General features: G+C 71.8%; 14 protein-coding genes and 1 pseudogene. 8 read left to right on the top strand and 7 right to left on the bottom strand.

Annotated features, from left to right (window positions below):
- The first annotated feature begins 84 nt into the window (after nucleotides 1-84).
- Nucleotides 85-2307, top strand: a complete 2223-nt coding sequence (locus tag ACFY5B_RS36510) for a cytochrome P450 (protein WP_389978537.1) — start codon at nucleotides 85-87, stop codon at nucleotides 2305-2307.
- Between the two features lie 285 nt (nucleotides 2308-2592).
- Nucleotides 2593-3735 (top strand): acetamidase/formamidase family protein, encoded by a 1143-nt coding sequence (locus ACFY5B_RS36505; RefSeq protein ID WP_389978534.1) that lies wholly within the window; start codon nucleotides 2593-2595, stop codon nucleotides 3733-3735.
- A gap of 19 nt (nucleotides 3736-3754) precedes the next feature.
- Here the strand turns inward: ACFY5B_RS36505 and ACFY5B_RS36500 are convergent, their stop codons facing one another.
- Entirely contained in the window at nucleotides 3755-4369 is a 615-nt protein-coding gene (locus tag ACFY5B_RS36500) for a GPP34 family phosphoprotein (protein WP_389978532.1), read from the bottom strand.
- 863 nt (nucleotides 4370-5232) lie between these two features.
- Nucleotides 5233-6198, bottom strand: coding sequence for a pirin family protein (locus ACFY5B_RS36495; RefSeq protein ID WP_389978529.1), 966 nt, complete (start codon nucleotides 6196-6198; stop codon nucleotides 5233-5235).
- Nucleotides 6199-6441: 243 nt separating this feature from the next.
- Here ACFY5B_RS36495 and ACFY5B_RS36490 point away from each other — a divergent pair, with 243 nt between their 5' ends.
- Complete coding sequence (locus tag ACFY5B_RS36490; protein ID WP_389978526.1) at nucleotides 6442-6579, top strand: hypothetical protein; 138 nt, start codon at nucleotides 6442-6444, stop codon at nucleotides 6577-6579.
- Nucleotides 6576-6935: a tetratricopeptide repeat protein gene (locus ACFY5B_RS36485; protein ID WP_389978523.1), complete on the top strand. Its 360-nt coding sequence runs from the start codon at nucleotides 6576-6578 to the stop codon at nucleotides 6933-6935. The genes ACFY5B_RS36490 and ACFY5B_RS36485 overlap by 4 nt, the downstream gene beginning before the upstream one ends.
- 66 nt (nucleotides 6936-7001) lie before the next feature.
- Here the strand turns inward: ACFY5B_RS36485 and ACFY5B_RS36480 are convergent, their stop codons facing one another.
- A complete protein-coding gene (locus ACFY5B_RS36480) occupies nucleotides 7002-8405 on the bottom strand; it encodes a PepSY-associated TM helix domain-containing protein (protein ID WP_389978520.1) in 1404 nt (467 codons plus the stop codon).
- Between the two features lie 153 nt (nucleotides 8406-8558).
- Here ACFY5B_RS36480 and ACFY5B_RS36475 point away from each other — a divergent pair, with 153 nt between their 5' ends.
- Together ACFY5B_RS36475 and ACFY5B_RS36470 are read left to right on the top strand one after the other, a co-directional pair.
- On the top strand, nucleotides 8559-9203 hold the full coding sequence (locus ACFY5B_RS36475) for a peptide deformylase (RefSeq protein WP_389978517.1): 645 nt from the start codon (nucleotides 8559-8561) through the stop codon (nucleotides 9201-9203).
- 185 nt (nucleotides 9204-9388) lie between these two features.
- Nucleotides 9389-10174: pseudogene (locus ACFY5B_RS36470) on the top strand (hypothetical protein); the annotation flags it as partial.
- A gap of 39 nt (nucleotides 10175-10213) precedes the next feature.
- Here the strand turns inward: ACFY5B_RS36470 and ACFY5B_RS36465 are convergent.
- Nucleotides 10214-11644 carry a dihydrolipoyl dehydrogenase family protein gene (locus ACFY5B_RS36465; protein ID WP_389978514.1) on the bottom strand — a complete coding sequence of 477 codons (1431 nt, stop codon included), beginning with the start codon at nucleotides 11642-11644 and terminating at the stop codon, nucleotides 10214-10216.
- Between the two features lie 119 nt (nucleotides 11645-11763).
- On the opposite strand from ACFY5B_RS36465, the gene trxA reads away from it, so the two are divergent.
- Nucleotides 11764-12144, top strand: coding sequence for a thioredoxin (trxA, locus tag ACFY5B_RS36460; protein ID WP_053673779.1), 381 nt, complete (start codon nucleotides 11764-11766; stop codon nucleotides 12142-12144).
- A 53-nt stretch (nucleotides 12145-12197) separates the two neighbouring features.
- Here trxA and ACFY5B_RS36455 read toward each other — a convergent pair whose 3' ends face one another.
- From ACFY5B_RS36455 to ACFY5B_RS36445, 3 genes are all read right to left on the bottom strand, one after another.
- Nucleotides 12198-13634 (bottom strand): benzaldehyde dehydrogenase, encoded by a 1437-nt coding sequence (locus ACFY5B_RS36455; RefSeq protein WP_389978511.1) that lies wholly within the window; start codon nucleotides 13632-13634, stop codon nucleotides 12198-12200.
- Between the two features lie 319 nt (nucleotides 13635-13953).
- Nucleotides 13954-15003 (bottom strand): LacI family DNA-binding transcriptional regulator, encoded by a 1050-nt coding sequence (locus ACFY5B_RS36450; RefSeq protein WP_389978508.1) that lies wholly within the window; start codon nucleotides 15001-15003, stop codon nucleotides 13954-13956.
- A 79-nt stretch (nucleotides 15004-15082) separates the two neighbouring features.
- Nucleotides 15083-15754, bottom strand: a complete 672-nt coding sequence (locus tag ACFY5B_RS36445) for a TetR/AcrR family transcriptional regulator (RefSeq protein ID WP_389978505.1) — start codon at nucleotides 15752-15754, stop codon at nucleotides 15083-15085.
- Between the two features lie 127 nt (nucleotides 15755-15881).
- Here ACFY5B_RS36445 and ACFY5B_RS36440 point away from each other — a divergent pair, with 127 nt between their 5' ends.
- Complete coding sequence (locus tag ACFY5B_RS36440; RefSeq protein ID WP_031110747.1) at nucleotides 15882-16445, top strand: NAD(P)H-dependent oxidoreductase; 564 nt, start codon at nucleotides 15882-15884, stop codon at nucleotides 16443-16445.
- Nucleotides 16446-16485: the final 40 nt, after the last annotated feature.

The following is a 16485-nucleotide window of genomic DNA, read 5'->3' as shown; positions in this document are numbered from 1 at the left end:
TGTCGCCGATCAGGCACCCAGACATCCGGTGGCGCGGCCGGACAACACCGCGCACAGGCCACGAGCACGTGGAGCGTGCCCACCATGTCCGCCGACACCGACTTCACACCCGCCGAAACCGGCTTCGACCACCATTCCGACGAGGCCAACGCCGATCCGGTCGCCTACTACGCACGCTTCCGTGAGAGCTGCCCGGTAGGTCACTCCACAGCCCACGGCGGCTTCCACTACACGACGCGATACTCCGACGTGACCCGCATCGCCCGCGACGACGAGACGTTCTCCTCGGCGCGCAGCGACCATGGCGGCCAGGGCGTCGGCATCGTCATCCCCAAAGGGCCGGGGCTGGAGCAGTATCCGATCGAGCTCGACCCTCCCCGTTCGACCGAGTACCGGCAACTGATCAACCCGCTGCTGACCCCCGAGGCGGTCGAGCACCTGGTCCCCATGATCGAGCGACACGCCGCCCGCGTCGTCGACGACTTCATCGAGCTCGGTTCCTGCGACCTCGTCCGCGACCTGACCAACCCCCTTCCGGCCGCGGTGACTCTCGACTGGCTCGGTTTCCCCGAGGAGGACTGGGCCAAGCTGGCCGGGCCGATCCATGACATCTTCGCCGCGCCCGCCGGCAGCGAGCGCGCCGTGCGCGGGGCCGCCGGACTGGCCTACATGGACCAGCGCATCCGCGAGCTGATCGCCGAGCGCCGGACCGCGCCACGGGCCGACGCGGTCAGCACGCTGGTGGCCGGCCGGCGCGCCGACGGCAGCGAGTTCGACGAGGACGACCTGGTGTCGGTGATCGGCCTGCTCATCGCCGGCGGCGTCGACACCACCACCTCCCTGACCGGATCGACCCTCGTCCACCTCGCCCGCCACCCCGAGCAGCGCCGTCGGCTGATCGACTCCCCCGATCTGCTGGACACCGCGACCGAGGAGTTCCTCCGCGCGTTCGCCCCGTCGCAGTCGATGGCCCGCACGGTCACCCGGGACGTCGAGGTCGGTGGCTGCCCGATGCACGCGGGTGACAGGGTGCTGATCCCGTGGGTCGCCGCCAACCACGACCCCGCGGTGTTCCCCGACCCCGAACAGGTACGGCTGGACCGCGATGCCAGCCGGCACCTCAGCTTCGGGATCGGATCGCACCGATGCGCCGGCGCGCACCTCGCCCGGGCCATGTTCCGCGCGATGATGACGCAGGTCCTGACCCGGCTGCCCGACTACCGGGTGATCGAGGAGGGGCTCGTCCCCTACCCGACGCGCGGCAACCAGTCCGGCTGGGACGCGGTCCCGGCGGTCTTCACACCCGGCCCCCGGGCGACCTCGGCGGCAGGCTCGATCCGCGCGTTGACCACGCCCACCCCGCTGCGGGTGACCGAGGTCCGCGCCGCGGCCGACGGCGTCCTCGCCGTCGACCTCGCCCTGCCGGACGGGGGCGAACTGCCCACGTGGCAGCCCGGCGCGCACGTCGAGCTGCGGCTGCCCTCGGGCAGGCTGCGCCAGTACTCGCTGTGCGGCGACCCCGCCGACGCCGCGACATGGCGCATCGGCGTCCTGCACGAGCCGAAGGGCCGGGGCGGATCGGCCGAACTCCACGAACTCGCCCGCCCCGGAGCCACGTTCGCGGTACGCGGCCCGCGCAACCACTTCCCGCTGGCGCCGGCGCCGTCCTACCTGTTCATCGCGGGCGGCATCGGCGTCACACCGATCCTCGCCATGGTCCGCGAGACCGCCGGTCGCGGCACGCCCCTCACCGTCGTCTACGGCGGACGCACCCGCTCGACGATGGCGTTCGCCGACGAGCTGGCCGCCGTCGCCGGCGACGCACTCACCCTCCTCCCGCAGGACGAGGCCGGACTGCCGGACCTCCCCCGGCTGCTGGGTGAGCTGGATCCGGACGCCGCCGTCTACGCGTGCGGGCCGGCACCGATGCTGGCGGCCGTCGAGCGCGAGTGCGCACGCCTGGGCATCACCGACCGCCTGCACCTGGAGCGCTTCACCGCCGGCGACGACCTCGAGACGGCGTTCGACGCCACCGAGAACCGGACCTTCGAGGTCCGGCTCGCACGCACGGGAGCCACGCTCACCGTACCGGCCGACCGCCGCCTCATCGAAGTCCTGCGCGATGCCGTCAGCGGTCTGTCCTACGACTGCGAGAAGGGATACTGCGGCGCCTGCGAGACCCGTGTCCTCGCCGGAACACCCGAGCACCGGGACTCCGTACTCAGCGACGACGAACGTCTTGCCGGGCGCACGATGATGATCTGCGTCGGCCGTTGTCAGGGTGACCGGCTCGTCCTCGACCTCTGAGGTCCTCGACCTCGAAGGGCCCGCCACGTGGACGCCTCCATCGCCCACCTGGCCGGGCCGACGAATTCGCCGTAGGCCACCACCGCCGCGCGCAGCGCCTCCGGGCGCGACGACGGGCTCCGTCCGAAGACCGGACGGGGCCCTTTGTCGATGCGCCTGCTCATCCCCTTCTCCGAGATGGCATGTTGTATTACGAGACGCTTTTACGGCGGGGCCGTCCAGGCGAAACACCACGGCAACAGGGCGTTCCTAACGTCGCGTCATCGCTTACAGAAAAGGTGGGCCATGACCGCGACCGACTCGCCCCTGCTCGACGTTGCCGCGACCGGCTTCCCGATCCTCCAGCCCCATCACGGAGTGATCGCGTCGACGACCTACATCCCGGCCACGCCTGGGAACACCTTGTGGGGTCGTCTTCCGTGCGAGGCGGACTCACCGTGCGCGGTCGTGCGTCCGGGCTCCGTCATCACGGTCGACACCATCAGTCACGAGGGAGTTCTGGAGGATCAGGGCCGCAACCCGCGTGAGTTCTTCGGCCGTTACGGGGTCAGCGGCGGTCAAGTGCTCGACGACGCCCGGCAGGTGGCGGACTCCGGCCTGCCGCACGACTTCGACGATGACGGGCCGCACCTCGTCACCGGGCCGATCGCCGTGACCGGTGCCCGGCCGGGTGATCTGCTCGCCGTGACCGTCCTCGACCTCACCCCACGGGTTCCGTACGGCATGATCTCCGCACGCCACGGCTTCGGCGCGCTCCCTGGCGAGATGCCGTCGCTGCCCGGCCCCGTGGTCACCTTCGCGACGGCACACGCGGACCGCCACGGTGCGTGGGGCCGGATGGCCGTCGATCCGACGGATCCCTCCCGCGGCTCACTGCGCTTCCCGCTGCGGCCGTTCCTCGGCGTCATGGGCGTGGCGGTGCCCGGCGACGAGCGACCGCACTCGGTCCCGCCCGGGCGTCACGGGGGCAACATCGACGTCTCCCTGCTCGGCGAGGGCGCCACACTGTTCCTGCCGGTACTGGTCGACGACGCGCTGGTCTACTTCGGCGATCCCCACTTCGCGCAGGGCGACGGCGAGGTCGCCCTGACAGCGTTCGAGGCGTCGCTGCGCGCCACCGTGAAGGTCGATGTGGTGCCGGGCGGTGCGGCGTTGCGCCCCGGCCACGGCCGCGTCGGCCCGTTCGCCGAGACGGACGACCACCTCGTGCCGATCGGCCTGCACGAAGACCTGAACGAGGCGATGCGCGACTGCGTCCGCTGCGCACTGGACCTGCTCACCACCGACTACGGCATCGACCGCCATCTGGCGATGGCGTACCTCAGCGCGGCAGGCGACTTCGCGGTCTCCCAGGTCGTCGACGGCGTGAAGGGCGTTCACGGGAAGATCCGCAAGTCCGACTTCCGCGAGGTCGGCCGACCGCGTTGACCGGTGGGTGGCGGCGGGTTCAGTCCCACGAGCAGAGCGCTACGGGCCACACGCACGCGGCGACCGCGGTCAGGATCTGGGTGCAGGTCGGGCTCAGGGACCGCACCATCGTCTCGCACTCGCTCCCCTCCCGATCCCTGGATGCCACCCCGCACGCAGTCGCCAGTGCGGCCAGCGCGACGGAGCGGTCATCGGCCCCACTGCGCAGGGACCGGACTGCGGCACCGTATTGCTCGCCGCACAGAATGTCGTAGCGACGAGCCGCTTCGGTCGGCAGAGGCAACCGCCACGGGGTACGAACGAGGACGCGCTCAGCGATCAAGGCGGCCGCGAGACGCTTGTGTGCGCTGCCACTCAGGATCCTGACCCACTGCGATACCGTGCGCAGCTTGCGCGACGACTGGATCCGCACGAAAACATCGGCGAGTACGCGGTCGCGCGGCTGTGCGGCGCCCACGGCGACAAGGTGTCCGTCAACAGTGCGGACAAGGCCGTCCAGAGCCAGTTGCATCAGCATCGCTCCGCTCAGGCCGAAATCGAGACCAGTGCGATAGGTGGGAACGCGACCTTGTCCGTCCAAGTACACGGCCAGCATGAAGTCGCCCGCAAGGCTTGTCGTGACACCGGCCCTCATTCAGTTCTCCCGTCCGCGGCGCGTCGGCTTGGACTTCCGGGTACTGCCGGACCGGGCACCCGAACCAGATACCGAAAGGCCTGACACAGCACTATGGAGGTCGCACAGCCCTTCGTCAATGCAAGACACCGTCCTGGTATGCAAAACGGGCCTGGACACAGCCTTCCTGAAGCGTCAACCCATACGTGGACCACGAACCCATCGGTGACACCCCGGCCGCGGGGCGGTCGCACAGGAGTTGGCGCCTGCGGGAAGACGACTGCAGCACTTCCGACCTCTGCGTATCGCGAGGCCACCCAGGCCGAGGACGTCAATGGTCAAGATCCGGGCCATTCCCGGACCAGCGAGCCGATCGACGTCGAGACGGATGACGTTTGCACTGGTCAGCGCAGCACTGCCACCACACCTCCAGCAGACGAAGAACCTGCTAGCCCCTCTCCGGCGCAGCGATTTTCGGATCGGACACGAGCGGCGCTGCCGACAGACAGCGGTGACATCGGAATCTTGTGGAATCTCAACAAGGCCGCAGTGCGAGCGGCGCCGTCTCTCCGCAACGCCCGACTCGGCAGCCAGCCGGGTCAGCATCGGTCCGGACACCATCGAACCTGCAAACGCCAACACATGCGCTGAAGCTGGGAAAAGGACCTCTCATCCCAGCCTGACAAGGCGTCAGCAAAGTCAGCATTAGGTCAGCAAGAGTCCTGCCACAGCCACCCACAGACAGCCACACCGTGGAATCGCCAACCGCACCGGCCTGAGCCAGCCGGCTGTTTGGACGCCTTCCGGCAAGCAGGTGGAAGCCGGCGAGAACGGCCCGACCGTCTTCCGACCCGCGGCCACCAAAGCTCACGCGTTTCCGCAGGTCAGCGCACCCTTCCCCGCGGTTTCAACGGCACCGGCGGCAGTTCCGGTGCGGGCAGGGGGGCACCGTCGTACCCCTTCACCTCCCCGAACCGCGTGCCCTCCATCCAGTCCCGCCGCGCCTGCTCGATCTCCCCTTGCGACCGTCCGATCCAGTTCCAGAACATGATCAGTTCCTCCTCGAACGGTTCGCCGCCCAGGAGCATCAGGCTCGCGTCCGACTCCGCCCGCAGGGGCAGTTCGCCGCGGCCGCAGCCGAGGTAGAGCATGGAGCCGGGCAGGACGGGGACGCCGTCGACGTGGGCCTCGCCGGACATGGACAGCACGGCGTACTCGAAGTCCGGTTCGAGGGGGAGGCGTACGTCCGCGCCTCGTGTCAGGGTCAGGTCGGCGCCGACGATCGGGGTGTACGCGGTGCCGGGTGAGGTCGCCCCATCGAGGTCGCCGAGGATGAGCGTGGCCGTGACGCCGGGTGCCGTGACGACCGGCAGGTCGGCGTGGTGTTCGAAGCGCGGGTCGGTGTGGCGGTGGGCGTCGGGAAGCGCGACCCACAACTGCGCGCCGTGCAGGAAGCGGGCGTGCGAGCGCGGGCTCTCCTCGGAGTGACTGATGGCCCGGCCGGAGGTCATCAGTCCCAGCTCGCGCGGGCGGATCGTCTGGAGGCTGCCGGTGGAGTCGCGGTGCAGCACCTCCCCCTCGTGCAGCCAGCTCACCGTCTGCAGCCCCATGTGGGGGTGCGGCGGAACCTGCATGCCGGGCTCGTCGGCGATGTCGTCGGGACCGTAATGGTCGACGAAGCACCAGGCTCCGACCATGCGGCGGCCCAGGTTGGGCAGAAGTCGGCGGACCTCACTGGATTCGCCCAGCTTCACCCGGCGAGGGCTGAGGAGTTCACGCACCGGCTCCGCCACCACGAAGCCACGGCCGCCGCACAGGGAGGGGGCCGCTTCGCGCTCAAGATTGCTCATGGCGCACAACCTAGTCCGGCGCACGGGCCTGCGTCAGCGTCATGTCCGGGCCGTGGCGCGAGGGCGCGTCGCGGACGCCCGACAGAGCGGCAGCCGTCACCCGGCGGGCGATCGAGATCGTCCACGGACTCCTCAGGCAGCTCGGCGGCCCCGACAGCCCACGCACCCGGAAGTCCACACGCGAGCGACGCCCGGCTCGACGCACTCCTTGCCCCCCGTCAGCGAGAACGAGACGGAGCAGTCATGACCACCACCACACCCCTCGTCGAGCGGGCCGGTGCCGAGCTGGCCGCCCTGCCCCGCTGGCCTCCCGCCCCGTCCGACCAGCGGAATATCCGGCCGGCACGCTCGGTTGTCGGCCTCGAAGGAGGCACCGAGTGAACACGACCCAGGACACCACCTACTACGCCCACGGAACCCCGGCCGAGCGCTGGGAGCGCGCGCAGCTGTTCTTCGACGCCAAGGACTACGCCGCCGCCGCGCGCGTCCTGGTCGGGCTGGTCGAGGAGGTGCCCGAGCAGACCGGGCCCCGGCTGCTCCTGGCGCGTTCCTACTACCACTCGGCTCAACTGCGTCGGGCCGAGGGCGAGTTGCGCACGATCATCGAGCGGGACCCCGTGGAACATTACGCCCGGCTGATGCTCGGCCGCACCCTCCAGCGGCAGAACCGGCACGAGGAAGCGGAGTCACACCTGCGGATCGCCTCGGCGCTCGCGGGTGACTTCGAGCAGCGCTGACCCACACCGCACCCGACGATGCCCGGCTCCGCACGGAGCCGGGCATCGTCGGCGTCGGCGGTCCCGCTACGAGACCGGCGTCCCGTACGACCGTCGCCCCCGCCGGTGGGCGATCTCCCCCAGCAGGATGTCGACGGCGAGGAAGACCGCCAGCGGGATGCCGAACAGGGGCAGGAAGTATCCGAGTACGGCGACGCCCGCCAGCAGCGGCACCAGGATCTGGGGCGGGACCTGCTGCCAGGCGCCGCGCGGGATCGGACGGCCGAAGGAGGAACCCCGGCCGCGCTGCCACCACATCCGGTAGCCCCAGACGATCAACAGGATCAGGGAGGCCGCGAGCAGCATCAGGGCGATCTGGTTGGCCAGGCCGAACAGGACGCCGGTGTGCAGGTCGATACCCCACCGGGTGAGCTTGGCGAGGACCGGATGGTCCGCGAAACGCACCACGTCGGTGACCTCGCCGTCGGCCGGGTCGATCGCGACGGCGTCCTGCTTGGTGGGCCAGCTGCGCTGCACCTGCTTGACCACGTACGTCGAGTTCGCGTCTGCGGGCGGCACGATCTCCACCGGGTCGCCCAGCCCCTCGGCCCGCGCCGCCGACAGGACCTTGTCCAGGCCCACGCCGTGCGCGGCGTCGCCCGCCTGCCCTGCGGCGGAGCCGTGGCCGGTGTGTTCACCGCCTGCGGCCGCCGACACCGACGGGGTGGCCTGGCCGAGCGAGGTCCGCAGTTCGTCGATGGTGGCCCCGGCGTAGGCGGACCAGGTCAGGCCGGTCGCCGAAAGGAAGAAGAACCCGATCGCCGCCCATACGCCGACGGTGCCGTGCAGTCCGAGGGTGCGGCGCCGGCCCTTCGCCCCCCGCACCTTGCGCAGGGCGCGGCGCCGGGAGAACCACAGCACCAGCCCGCCCGCCGAGATCACCCACAGCCAGCTCGCCGCCAGCTCGCTGTACAGCCGCCCCGGCTCCCCGAGGTGCAGGTCCCGGTGGAACTCGTCGATCCAGGTGCGCAGCGGCAGCGCGCCGGTCGAGCCGTACTGTTCGAGGGAGCCGCGCACCTTCGCGGTGTACGGGTCGACGAACACGGCGAGCGCGTGGCCCTCGTCGACGCCCGGGACGCCGGACAGCATCACCCTGGTCGTCGCATCGGCCTCGGGTGAGGGGCGTACGGCCGAGACGGTGCCCTCGGGATGGGCCTTGCGGGCGGCGGCCACCTGCTCGCTGATCGGCAGCTTCTTCTCGCCCACGGGGACGGTCAGTTCGTGGTCGTACACGAGCTTCTCGGCCTGGAACGAGCCGGCGTACAGCAGGCCGGTGACGGCGGCGACGAGGAGGAACGGCGCCACCAGCACCCCGGCGTAGAAGTGCAGGCGGAGGATCAGCGGGCGCAGGGAGGCCCAGCTGCTCTTCGACGGTGCCGGGGTGGCTGGTTGCGGGGCCTCGTCCGTGGTGGTCGAGGGAGCGGTGGTCATCGGCGGGTTTCTCCGGGGACTTCTTCTGGGCCGTTGCGGTGTGAGCGGTGGCCGTTGCGGTGCAGTAGTCGGGGCGGCGGGGTGTTCAGTTCCCGGGAAACACGTGTGATGTGCGTCACGTAGCCGTGGGGGGAGCCGTGCCATCCTGACGCGATGGGAACACCGAGTGATCGCGCGCCCCTGGCCGAGCGGGTGGGGCAACTCCTCGACGGGGAGCTCCCGTTGACCATCGTCGCGGCCGGCGACCCGGTGCTGCGGCAGGGCACCGAACCCTACGACGGCCAGTTGGGGCCCGCGCTGCTGGCCCGGTTCGTCGAGGCCCTGCGGGTCACCATGCGCGCGGCACCCGGGGTCGGCCTGGCGGCGCCGCAGGTCGGTGTGGAGCTGAGGATCGCGGTGATCGAGGATCCGGCGCCGGTACCGGAGGAGGTACGGCTCGCGCGCGGGCGGGTTCCGCAGCCGTTCCGTGTGCTGGTCAATCCCTCCTACGAGCCGGTCGGGGACGCGCGGGCCGCGTTCTTCGAGGGCTGTCTGAGCGTCCCGGGCTGGCAGGCGGTGGTGGCGCGGGCCGCCTCGGTGCGGCTGACCGGGCAGGATGAGCACGGACGGCCGCTGGACGAGGTGTTCACGGGGTGGCCGGCGCGGATCGTGCAGCACGAGACGGACCATCTTGACGGCGTCCTGTACCTGGACCGCGCCGAGCCGCGTTCGCTGTCGTCCAATCTGGCGATGGCGGAGCGCTGGGCCCAGCCGACACCGCAGGAGGCGGCGCGGGCGCTGGGTTTCGAGCTGCCGTAGCGCGAGCGGAGCCGCCCCGCCGAAATTCGGAGGCGCCCGTGGCGGGGTCTCCGTTTCCGTGATCGCATGTCTACGCCCCGCATTTCCTAGCCGAGGACCCACTCCCACGCCACCCGTGTGTCCTCTTGCTTGTTCGGAGCGTTTGTCATGATCACCGTTCGTGCTGTCGACGTGCGCGTGGGCGCGCGTCTGCTGCTGTCCGGCGTGACCTGATGGACCGGCGGCTCGGCGCGCCGTCGGGCGGTCAGCGCCGGCGTGTGGAGCTGGCGCGCATCCTGTTCGCCGGACACGGCACCCTGCCGCTGGACGAGCCGACGAACCATCTGGACGCGCCTCGATCACGTGGCCGCGCGGCTTCCTGATGAGCCATCAGGGCGGGCTGGTGATGATCAGTCAGGACACGTCCCTGCTGGCCGCCACCGTGAACAGGGTCTTCCACCTGGACCCGGGACGGGCCGCCCTCGACATCCACATCACCGGCTGGGACACCTACCTGGAGCAGCGGGACGCCGACGAGCGGCGCCGGGCGCGCGAACAGGCGAACGCCGAGCGCAAGGCGGCCGCCCTGAACGCCCAGGCCGACAAGATGCGGGCCCGGGTGTCGACCGCGGTGGCCGCACGGAACACGGCGCGTCGTGCGGACCGGCTGCTCGCCGACCTCGAACCGGCCCGGCGCGCCGCGAAGACGGCCAGGCCTCCGGCTCCCCGAGCCGGCGCCGTGCGGCCGGATCCCGCTCGGCGCGGTGAGCCTGACCAGGTCGTACGGCGACCGGCCCGTGCTGCCGGGTGTCGACCCGGCGGTCGACCGGGGCAGCCGCCTGGTGGTGCCGGGGCCCAACGGCGTCATGGTCACGCACGACGAGGGCGCCGTCGAAACGCTGCGGCCGGACCGGGTGCTGCTGCTTCCGGAGACCGAGGAGGACCTGTGGGACGACGACTACCGGGACCTGGTGGTGCCCGCGCACGCGTGAGCCCGGTAGGCGCCGCTCGGGCGCCGACCGATCCGCGGGTCAGGAGTCCCGGTAGGCCTCCAGCAACCTCAGCCACACCTCACTGATCGTCGGGTACGACGGGACGGCGTGCCACAGGCGGCTGATCGGGACCCGGCCTGCGACCGCGATGGTCGCGGAGTGGATGAGTTCGCCGACGCCGGGGCCGACGAGGGTGACGCCGCGCAGGGTCTCTTCCTCGAGGTCGACGACCATGCGGGCGCGGCCCTGGTAGCCGTCGGCGTACAGGCCGGCCCCGGCGACGGTGGACAGGTCGACGTCGACGGCTTTCACCCGGTGACCTGCCTGTTCCGCCTCCGCCAGGGACAGGCCCACGGCCGCCGCCTCCGGGTCGGTGAAGACGACCTGGGGGACGGCCGCGTGGTCGGCCGTCGCGGCGTGGGCGCCCCAGGGGTCGACGACGAGCGACTCCCCCGTGGCGCGTGCGGCGATGGCGGCGCCGGCGATGCGGGCCTGGTACTTGCCCTGGTGGGTGAGGAGGGCACGGTGGTTCACATCGCCGACCGCGTACAGCCAGTCATGGCCGGACACGCGGAGGCTGTCGTCGACCGACAGCCAGGAGCCGGGGTCGAGGCCGATCGACTCCAGCCCGATGTCGTCGGTGCGCGGGGCGCGGCCGGTGGCGAAGAGGATCTCGTCGGCCTCGATGCGGTCGCCCGTGCCCGTGACGGCCACGACCGTCCCGTTGTCCCGGGTCACCGACTCCACGGACGTGCCCGTACGGACGTCCGCGCCGGCCTCCGTGAGCGCCTCGGCGATCAGTTCCCCGGCGAAGGGTTCCATCCGGGGCAGCAGGCCCTTGCCGCGGACCAGCAGGGTGACCTTCGAGCCGAGGGCCTGCCACACCGTTGCCATCTCGGTGGCGACCACGCCGCCGCCGATCACGATCAGCCGGCCGGGCACCGTCCTGGAGCTGGTGGCCTCCCGGCTGGTCCACGGCTTGACCGCGTCGAGCCCGGGCAGGCCGGGCAGGGCGGCGCGGCTGCCGGTGCAGACGGCGACGGCGTGCCGGGCGGTCAGGACGCGCTCGCCGCCGTCGGGGCCGGTGACCGTCACGCTGCGGGGGCCGGTGAGTCGCCCGTGGCCGCGGTACAGGTCGGCGCCGATGGAGTCGAGCCACCCGACCTGACCGTCGTCCTTCCAGTTCGAGGTGTAGTAGTCCCGGTGGGCGAGGACCGCGGAGGCGTCGAGGGGGCCCTGCACCGATCGGCGCAGGCCCGGCACGCGGCGGGCGTCCGCGCGGGCGATGACCGGCCGCAGCAGGGCCTTGCTGGGCATGCACGCCCAGTAGGAGCACTCGCCGCCGACCAGCTCGCTCTCCACGACCGCGGTGGTCAGACCTGCGGCGCGGGTGCGGTCGGCCACGTTCTCCCCCACGGGCCCGGCCCCGAGCACCACGACGTCGTACGCGTTGGTTTCCGATTCCGTCATGGGGTCAGTCTGGTGGGTGGTGTGCGCCCTGGCCACATGGGTAGGGGCGCGGAATACGTGTCCGGTCGGCCGTGTTGTGCCGACGGCTTGACCCCACACCAGGAAGAGGGATTTACGCCATGAGCAGCACCGTGGAGCTCACCAAGGAGAACTTCGACCAGACGGTCACGGACAACGAGTTCGTCCTGATCGACTTCTGGGCCGACTGGTGCGGGCCGTGCAAGCAGTTCGCCCCGGTGTACGAGAAGGCGGCCGGGGAGAACCCGGACCTGGTGTTCGGCAAGGTGGACACCGAGGCGCAGCCCGAGCTGGCCGCGGCCTTCGGTATCCAGTCCATCCCCACGCTGATGATCGTCCGTGACCAGGTCGCCGTGTTCGCGCAGCCGGGCGCCCTGCCGGAGGCCGCCCTGACGGACGTCATCGGGCAGGCCCGCAACCTCGACATGGACGAGGTCCGCAAGGCGGTCGCCGAGCAGCAGGCCCAGCAGCCGGCGGAGTGACCCGGCCCGGGTCCGGACGGCCGGGCCCTCGGGCAAAGAGGGGTGCGGAGCTCCTAGAAGGGGTAGGGAGCGACGTCTCCGCGTACCGTCGTCCAGCGCAGTTCGGTGAAGGCCTCCAGGTTGGCCTCGCCGCCGAAGCGGGCGCCGGTGCCGGAGGCGGCGACCCCGCCGAAGGGTGCCACGGCCTCGTCGTTCACCGTCTGGTCGTTGATGTGGACGATGCCGGTCGGGATGCGCTCGGCGAGGTCGAGGCCGCGGGCCGGGTCCCTGGTGACGATGCCCAGGGAGAGGCCGTACGGGCTCTGCGCGGCCAGGGCCGCCGCCTCGTCCGGGGTGCTGAAGGAGCGGACGGGCGCCACCGGGCCGAAGACCTCCTCCGTGTAGGCGGGGGTGCGGTCGTCGACGTGGGCCAGCACCGTCGGCCGGTAGAAGAGCCTGTCGTGGGTGCCGCCGGCGGCGAGCTTCGCGCCCGCGGCCGTGCTGGCCTCGACCAGGCCCCTGATCTTGGCGAGCTGGCCCGAGTCGATGATGGGACCGAGGTGGACCTGCCCCCGATGCGGGTCGCCGACGGCGAGTGAGTCCGCCTTGGCCGCCAGCCGCTCGACGTACTCGTCGTAGAGGGACGCGTGCACCAGATGGCGTCCGGTGGTCATGCAGATCTGGCCCTGGTGGAAGAACGAGCCCCAGGCGGCCGTGGAGATCACCGCGTCGAGGTCGGCGTCCTCCAGCACGATCATGGCCGAGTTGCCGCCCAGCTCCAGGTGGGCCCGCTTGAGGTGACGGCCGGCGGCCTCGCCCACGGCCCGTCCGGCGGCGGTGGAGCCGGTGAAGGAGATGATCGGCACGCGCGGGTCGCCGACCAGGGCCTGTCCGGCGTCCGGTCCTCCGGGCAGTACGTGCAGCAGGTCCTCCGGCAGACCCGCGGCGGCGAAGACCGCGGCGAGGGACAGCCCTCCGCAGACGGCCGTGCGCGGGTCCGGCTTCAGCAGGACCGCGTTGCCCAGCGCCAGGGCCGGTGCGACAGAGCGAATGGACAGGATCAGGGGCGCGTTGAACGGCGAGATCACGCCGACCACGCCGGCCGGAACGCGGCGCGTGTACGACAGGCGCGGCGCCTCGCTGGGCAGCACCTGTCCGGCCGGGCGGGAGGCGAGCGCGGCGGCCTCGTAGCACTCCTGGGCTGCGACGTGCAGCTCGAAGTCGGCCTTGCCGGGGACGGAACCCGATTCGCGGACGAGCCATTCGCGCAGTTCGGCGGCGTGCGCGGTGAACAGGTCTCCGGCCTTGCGGAGCACGGCGGCACGGGCGAAGTGCGGGGTGCGCGCCCAGGCGATCTGGGCGGTGGCGGCCCTCCCGGCGGCGGCTTGGACGTCCTCGGGGCCGGCGAGGGCGAGAGTGCCGAGGGCTTGGCCGGTGGCGGGCTCGGTGACGGTGTACCCGGGCCCCGCGAGGCTGCGGGGCTGCCAGGTCTTCGTGTCGAGCAACGGCATGACGGCTCTCCGATCGATCGGTCACCGGCTGACGGGCGAGCGGAACTCCCGTGCGTGCGCGGCCGGTTCGGCGGTCACATGGCGGAACGCGCCGAACGGGCACGGCGGTGCGTGCCGCGGCCCGCGCGGTAACGCGTCCCCGTTTTGTTGAGCATGCAACATCCTAGCCCTGCCGCGCCCGCGGACCGGACCGCCTCGCGATTGCCGTCAGCCGATTGCGGATTGGCGTCCGGCGCTCGCCCTCCGCCGGATGGTGGCCGGCGTGTGCCATCCGGCACCTGCCACCTGACACCTGGCAGCCACGTCACACCCGCCCGGGTCAGCTCGATTCGCGATGCAGGACCGTGGCCCCCAGCACCTTGTGCGTCTCGGGCTCGATGGCGGGATCGCGCACCGCCCGGTCGACCAGTTCGGCGAGTTCACGCCCGGACGGCAGCCGCAGGCGGACCGTACTGAGGCGGGGCCGCAGAAGCCGCCCGAGCACCAGGTCGTCGGCCCCGATCACGGCCGTCTCCTCGGGGATGCGGATGCCCTCGTCCAGCAGGGCCCGCATCAGCAGCATCGCGTACTCGTCGTTGTAGGTGAACACGGCGTCCAGGCCGAGCGTGCGCCAGCGGGCGGCGAGGCGCGCCGCGGCCTGCTCGTCGTAGGCGAGGGGCAGTTCGGTGACCGTGGCGGCCGTGCCGCGCACCGACTGGCGCACGCCGTCGAGACGGGGTGCGGAGAACGCCTCGAGACCGGGTTCCTGCGGGACGACGACGCCGATCCGGCGCCTGCCCCGGTCGTAGAGGTGGGCGCCCGCGCTGTGGCCGACGACGTCGTGGTCCATGAGCAGCGCGTGCGCGCCCTCGATGGTCTCGGGTCCGAGGGTGACCACGGCCCGCGCCCCCGAGCGCTTGAGCACCGCCACCCCGCGCGGGCCCAGCCCGGAGCCGGGTACGAGCACGGCCACGGGCCGCAACTCGGCCCAGGCGCGGGCGGCTTCGTCGCCGTGCGGGCCGCCGGTGCCGTGCTGCACGACCGTGTAGTCCAAGGCGGCGAGCGATCCCTGGAGGTCGGTGAGGAACCGGCTGTAGAGCGGGCCGACGGGGAAGGTCGGCGTGGGGATCAGGACCATGCGGCTGTGCCCGGCGCGCAGACTGCGGGCCGCGGCGTGGGGCACGTACCCGAGTTCCTTCGCGGCCTCGTGCACGCGGCGGCGGGTGGGTTCGCTGATCCGTACGGCGCTGGTGTTGTTGAGGACGTAGGAGACGGTCGCGCGCGAGACGCCGGCCAGGCGGGCCACATCGGCGCTCGTGGGCACGGAGCGCGACGGTGCGGGGGACGGGGGCGCGGGCGTTTTCGGTATCTGCACCATGACGTACGGCATCTTGGCAGAAGCCCCAATGCGCCCGTCCGGCGGGGGAGTTGTGAGGAACCCGTGAGCGCTCACGGGGTACGGCGGGCGCCTATCGGGAGGCGGTACCCGCACCTGTCACCCGGTCGACCAGGTCGACCCACCCGGCCTCCAGCCGGGCCAAGGGAACTCCGCACTGCCTGGTCAGGTGATGGATCAGGGCCGGATCCAGCTGGCCCATCAGCGCATGGGAGAGGAGATCGCAGTCCGCGTCGGGGACGGCCTGGCGCAGCAGCATCTCGAGGTGGTGCCGCAGCACGCGGCGGGCGGGGGCGACGAAGCGGCGGTTCGCGCCGGGCTCGGCCGCCAGCTGCAGATCCAGATCGTCGGCGGAGCGGCGCAGCATCGCACAGCCGAACGCCCGCAGCCGCTCCACGGGCGGCGCTCCGGGCCCGAGCGGCGGCGGGCCGCCGAGGAACGCGGCCTGGAACTTCTTCTCGGAGTGGTCGAGCAGCGCCGTCAGCAGGCCGGTGCGGTCGCCGAACCTGCGGAAGACCGTGCCCTTGCCGACACAGGCCTCGGCGGCCACCGCCTCCATCGTGACGGCCTCCGCGCCGCGCTCCGCCACCAGCCGCCCGGCGGCCTCCAGCAGCCGGGCACGGTTGCGCGCGGCGTCGGCCCGCAGGCAGGGCTCGTCGCCCTCCAGGGCGGTGCCCAGCTGAAGCAGCTCGGGATGGTCGACGGGCTCCTGGGGCGTCGGGAAGGGGGGCGGGACGGTGGACATGAAGCCAGCGTAAAGCATCGGGAACAAAACTGGACCGCGGTCCGGTTAGGATGCTAGAACGTTAAACGGACCCCGGTCCGGATCGTCATCAGTGCCTCAGAGCAGCGCCTCAGATGTGGGAGTCAGCATGTCCGTTCGTATCCTCGCCCTCGTCGGCAGCCTCCGTGCCGGTTCGCACAACCGCCAGCTCGCCGAGGCGGCCGTCAAGCTCGCCCCCGAAGGTGCCGAGGTGGACCTGTTCGAGGGTCTGGCCGAGATCCCCTTCTACAACGAGGACATCGACGTGGAGGGTAGCGTCCCGGCCGCCGCCGCGCGGCTGCGTGAGGCCGCGAACGCCGCCGACGGCCTGATCCTGTTCACCCCCGAGTACAACGGCACCATCCCGGCCGTGCTGAAGAACGCCATCGACTGGCTGTCCCGCCCGTACGGTGCCGGTGCCCTCAGCGGCAAGCCGGTCGCCGTGGTCGGCACCGCGTTCGGCCAGTACGGCGGTGTCTGGGCGCACGACGAGACCCGCAAGTCCGTGGGCGTGGCCGGCGGCAAGGTCCTGGAGGACGTCAAGCTGTCCATCCCCGGCTCGATGACCCGCTTCGCCGAGACGCACCCGGCCGACGACGCCGAGGTCGCCGAGCAGCTGACCGAGGTCATCGCCCGTCTGCACGGTCACGCCTCGGAGCCCGCCGCGGCCTGACGCCTCACCTCGCGCCCATGGAGGGGCCGGGTCCGGAATC

It is taken from the genome of Streptomyces sp. NPDC013187 (assembly GCF_042899705.1).
Taxonomy (GTDB): domain Bacteria; phylum Actinomycetota; class Actinomycetes; order Streptomycetales; family Streptomycetaceae; genus Streptomyces; species Streptomyces hawaiiensis_A.
The sequence above is the reverse complement of the archived record's forward strand: the minus strand, read 5'-3'. Positions and strand labels throughout refer to the sequence as shown.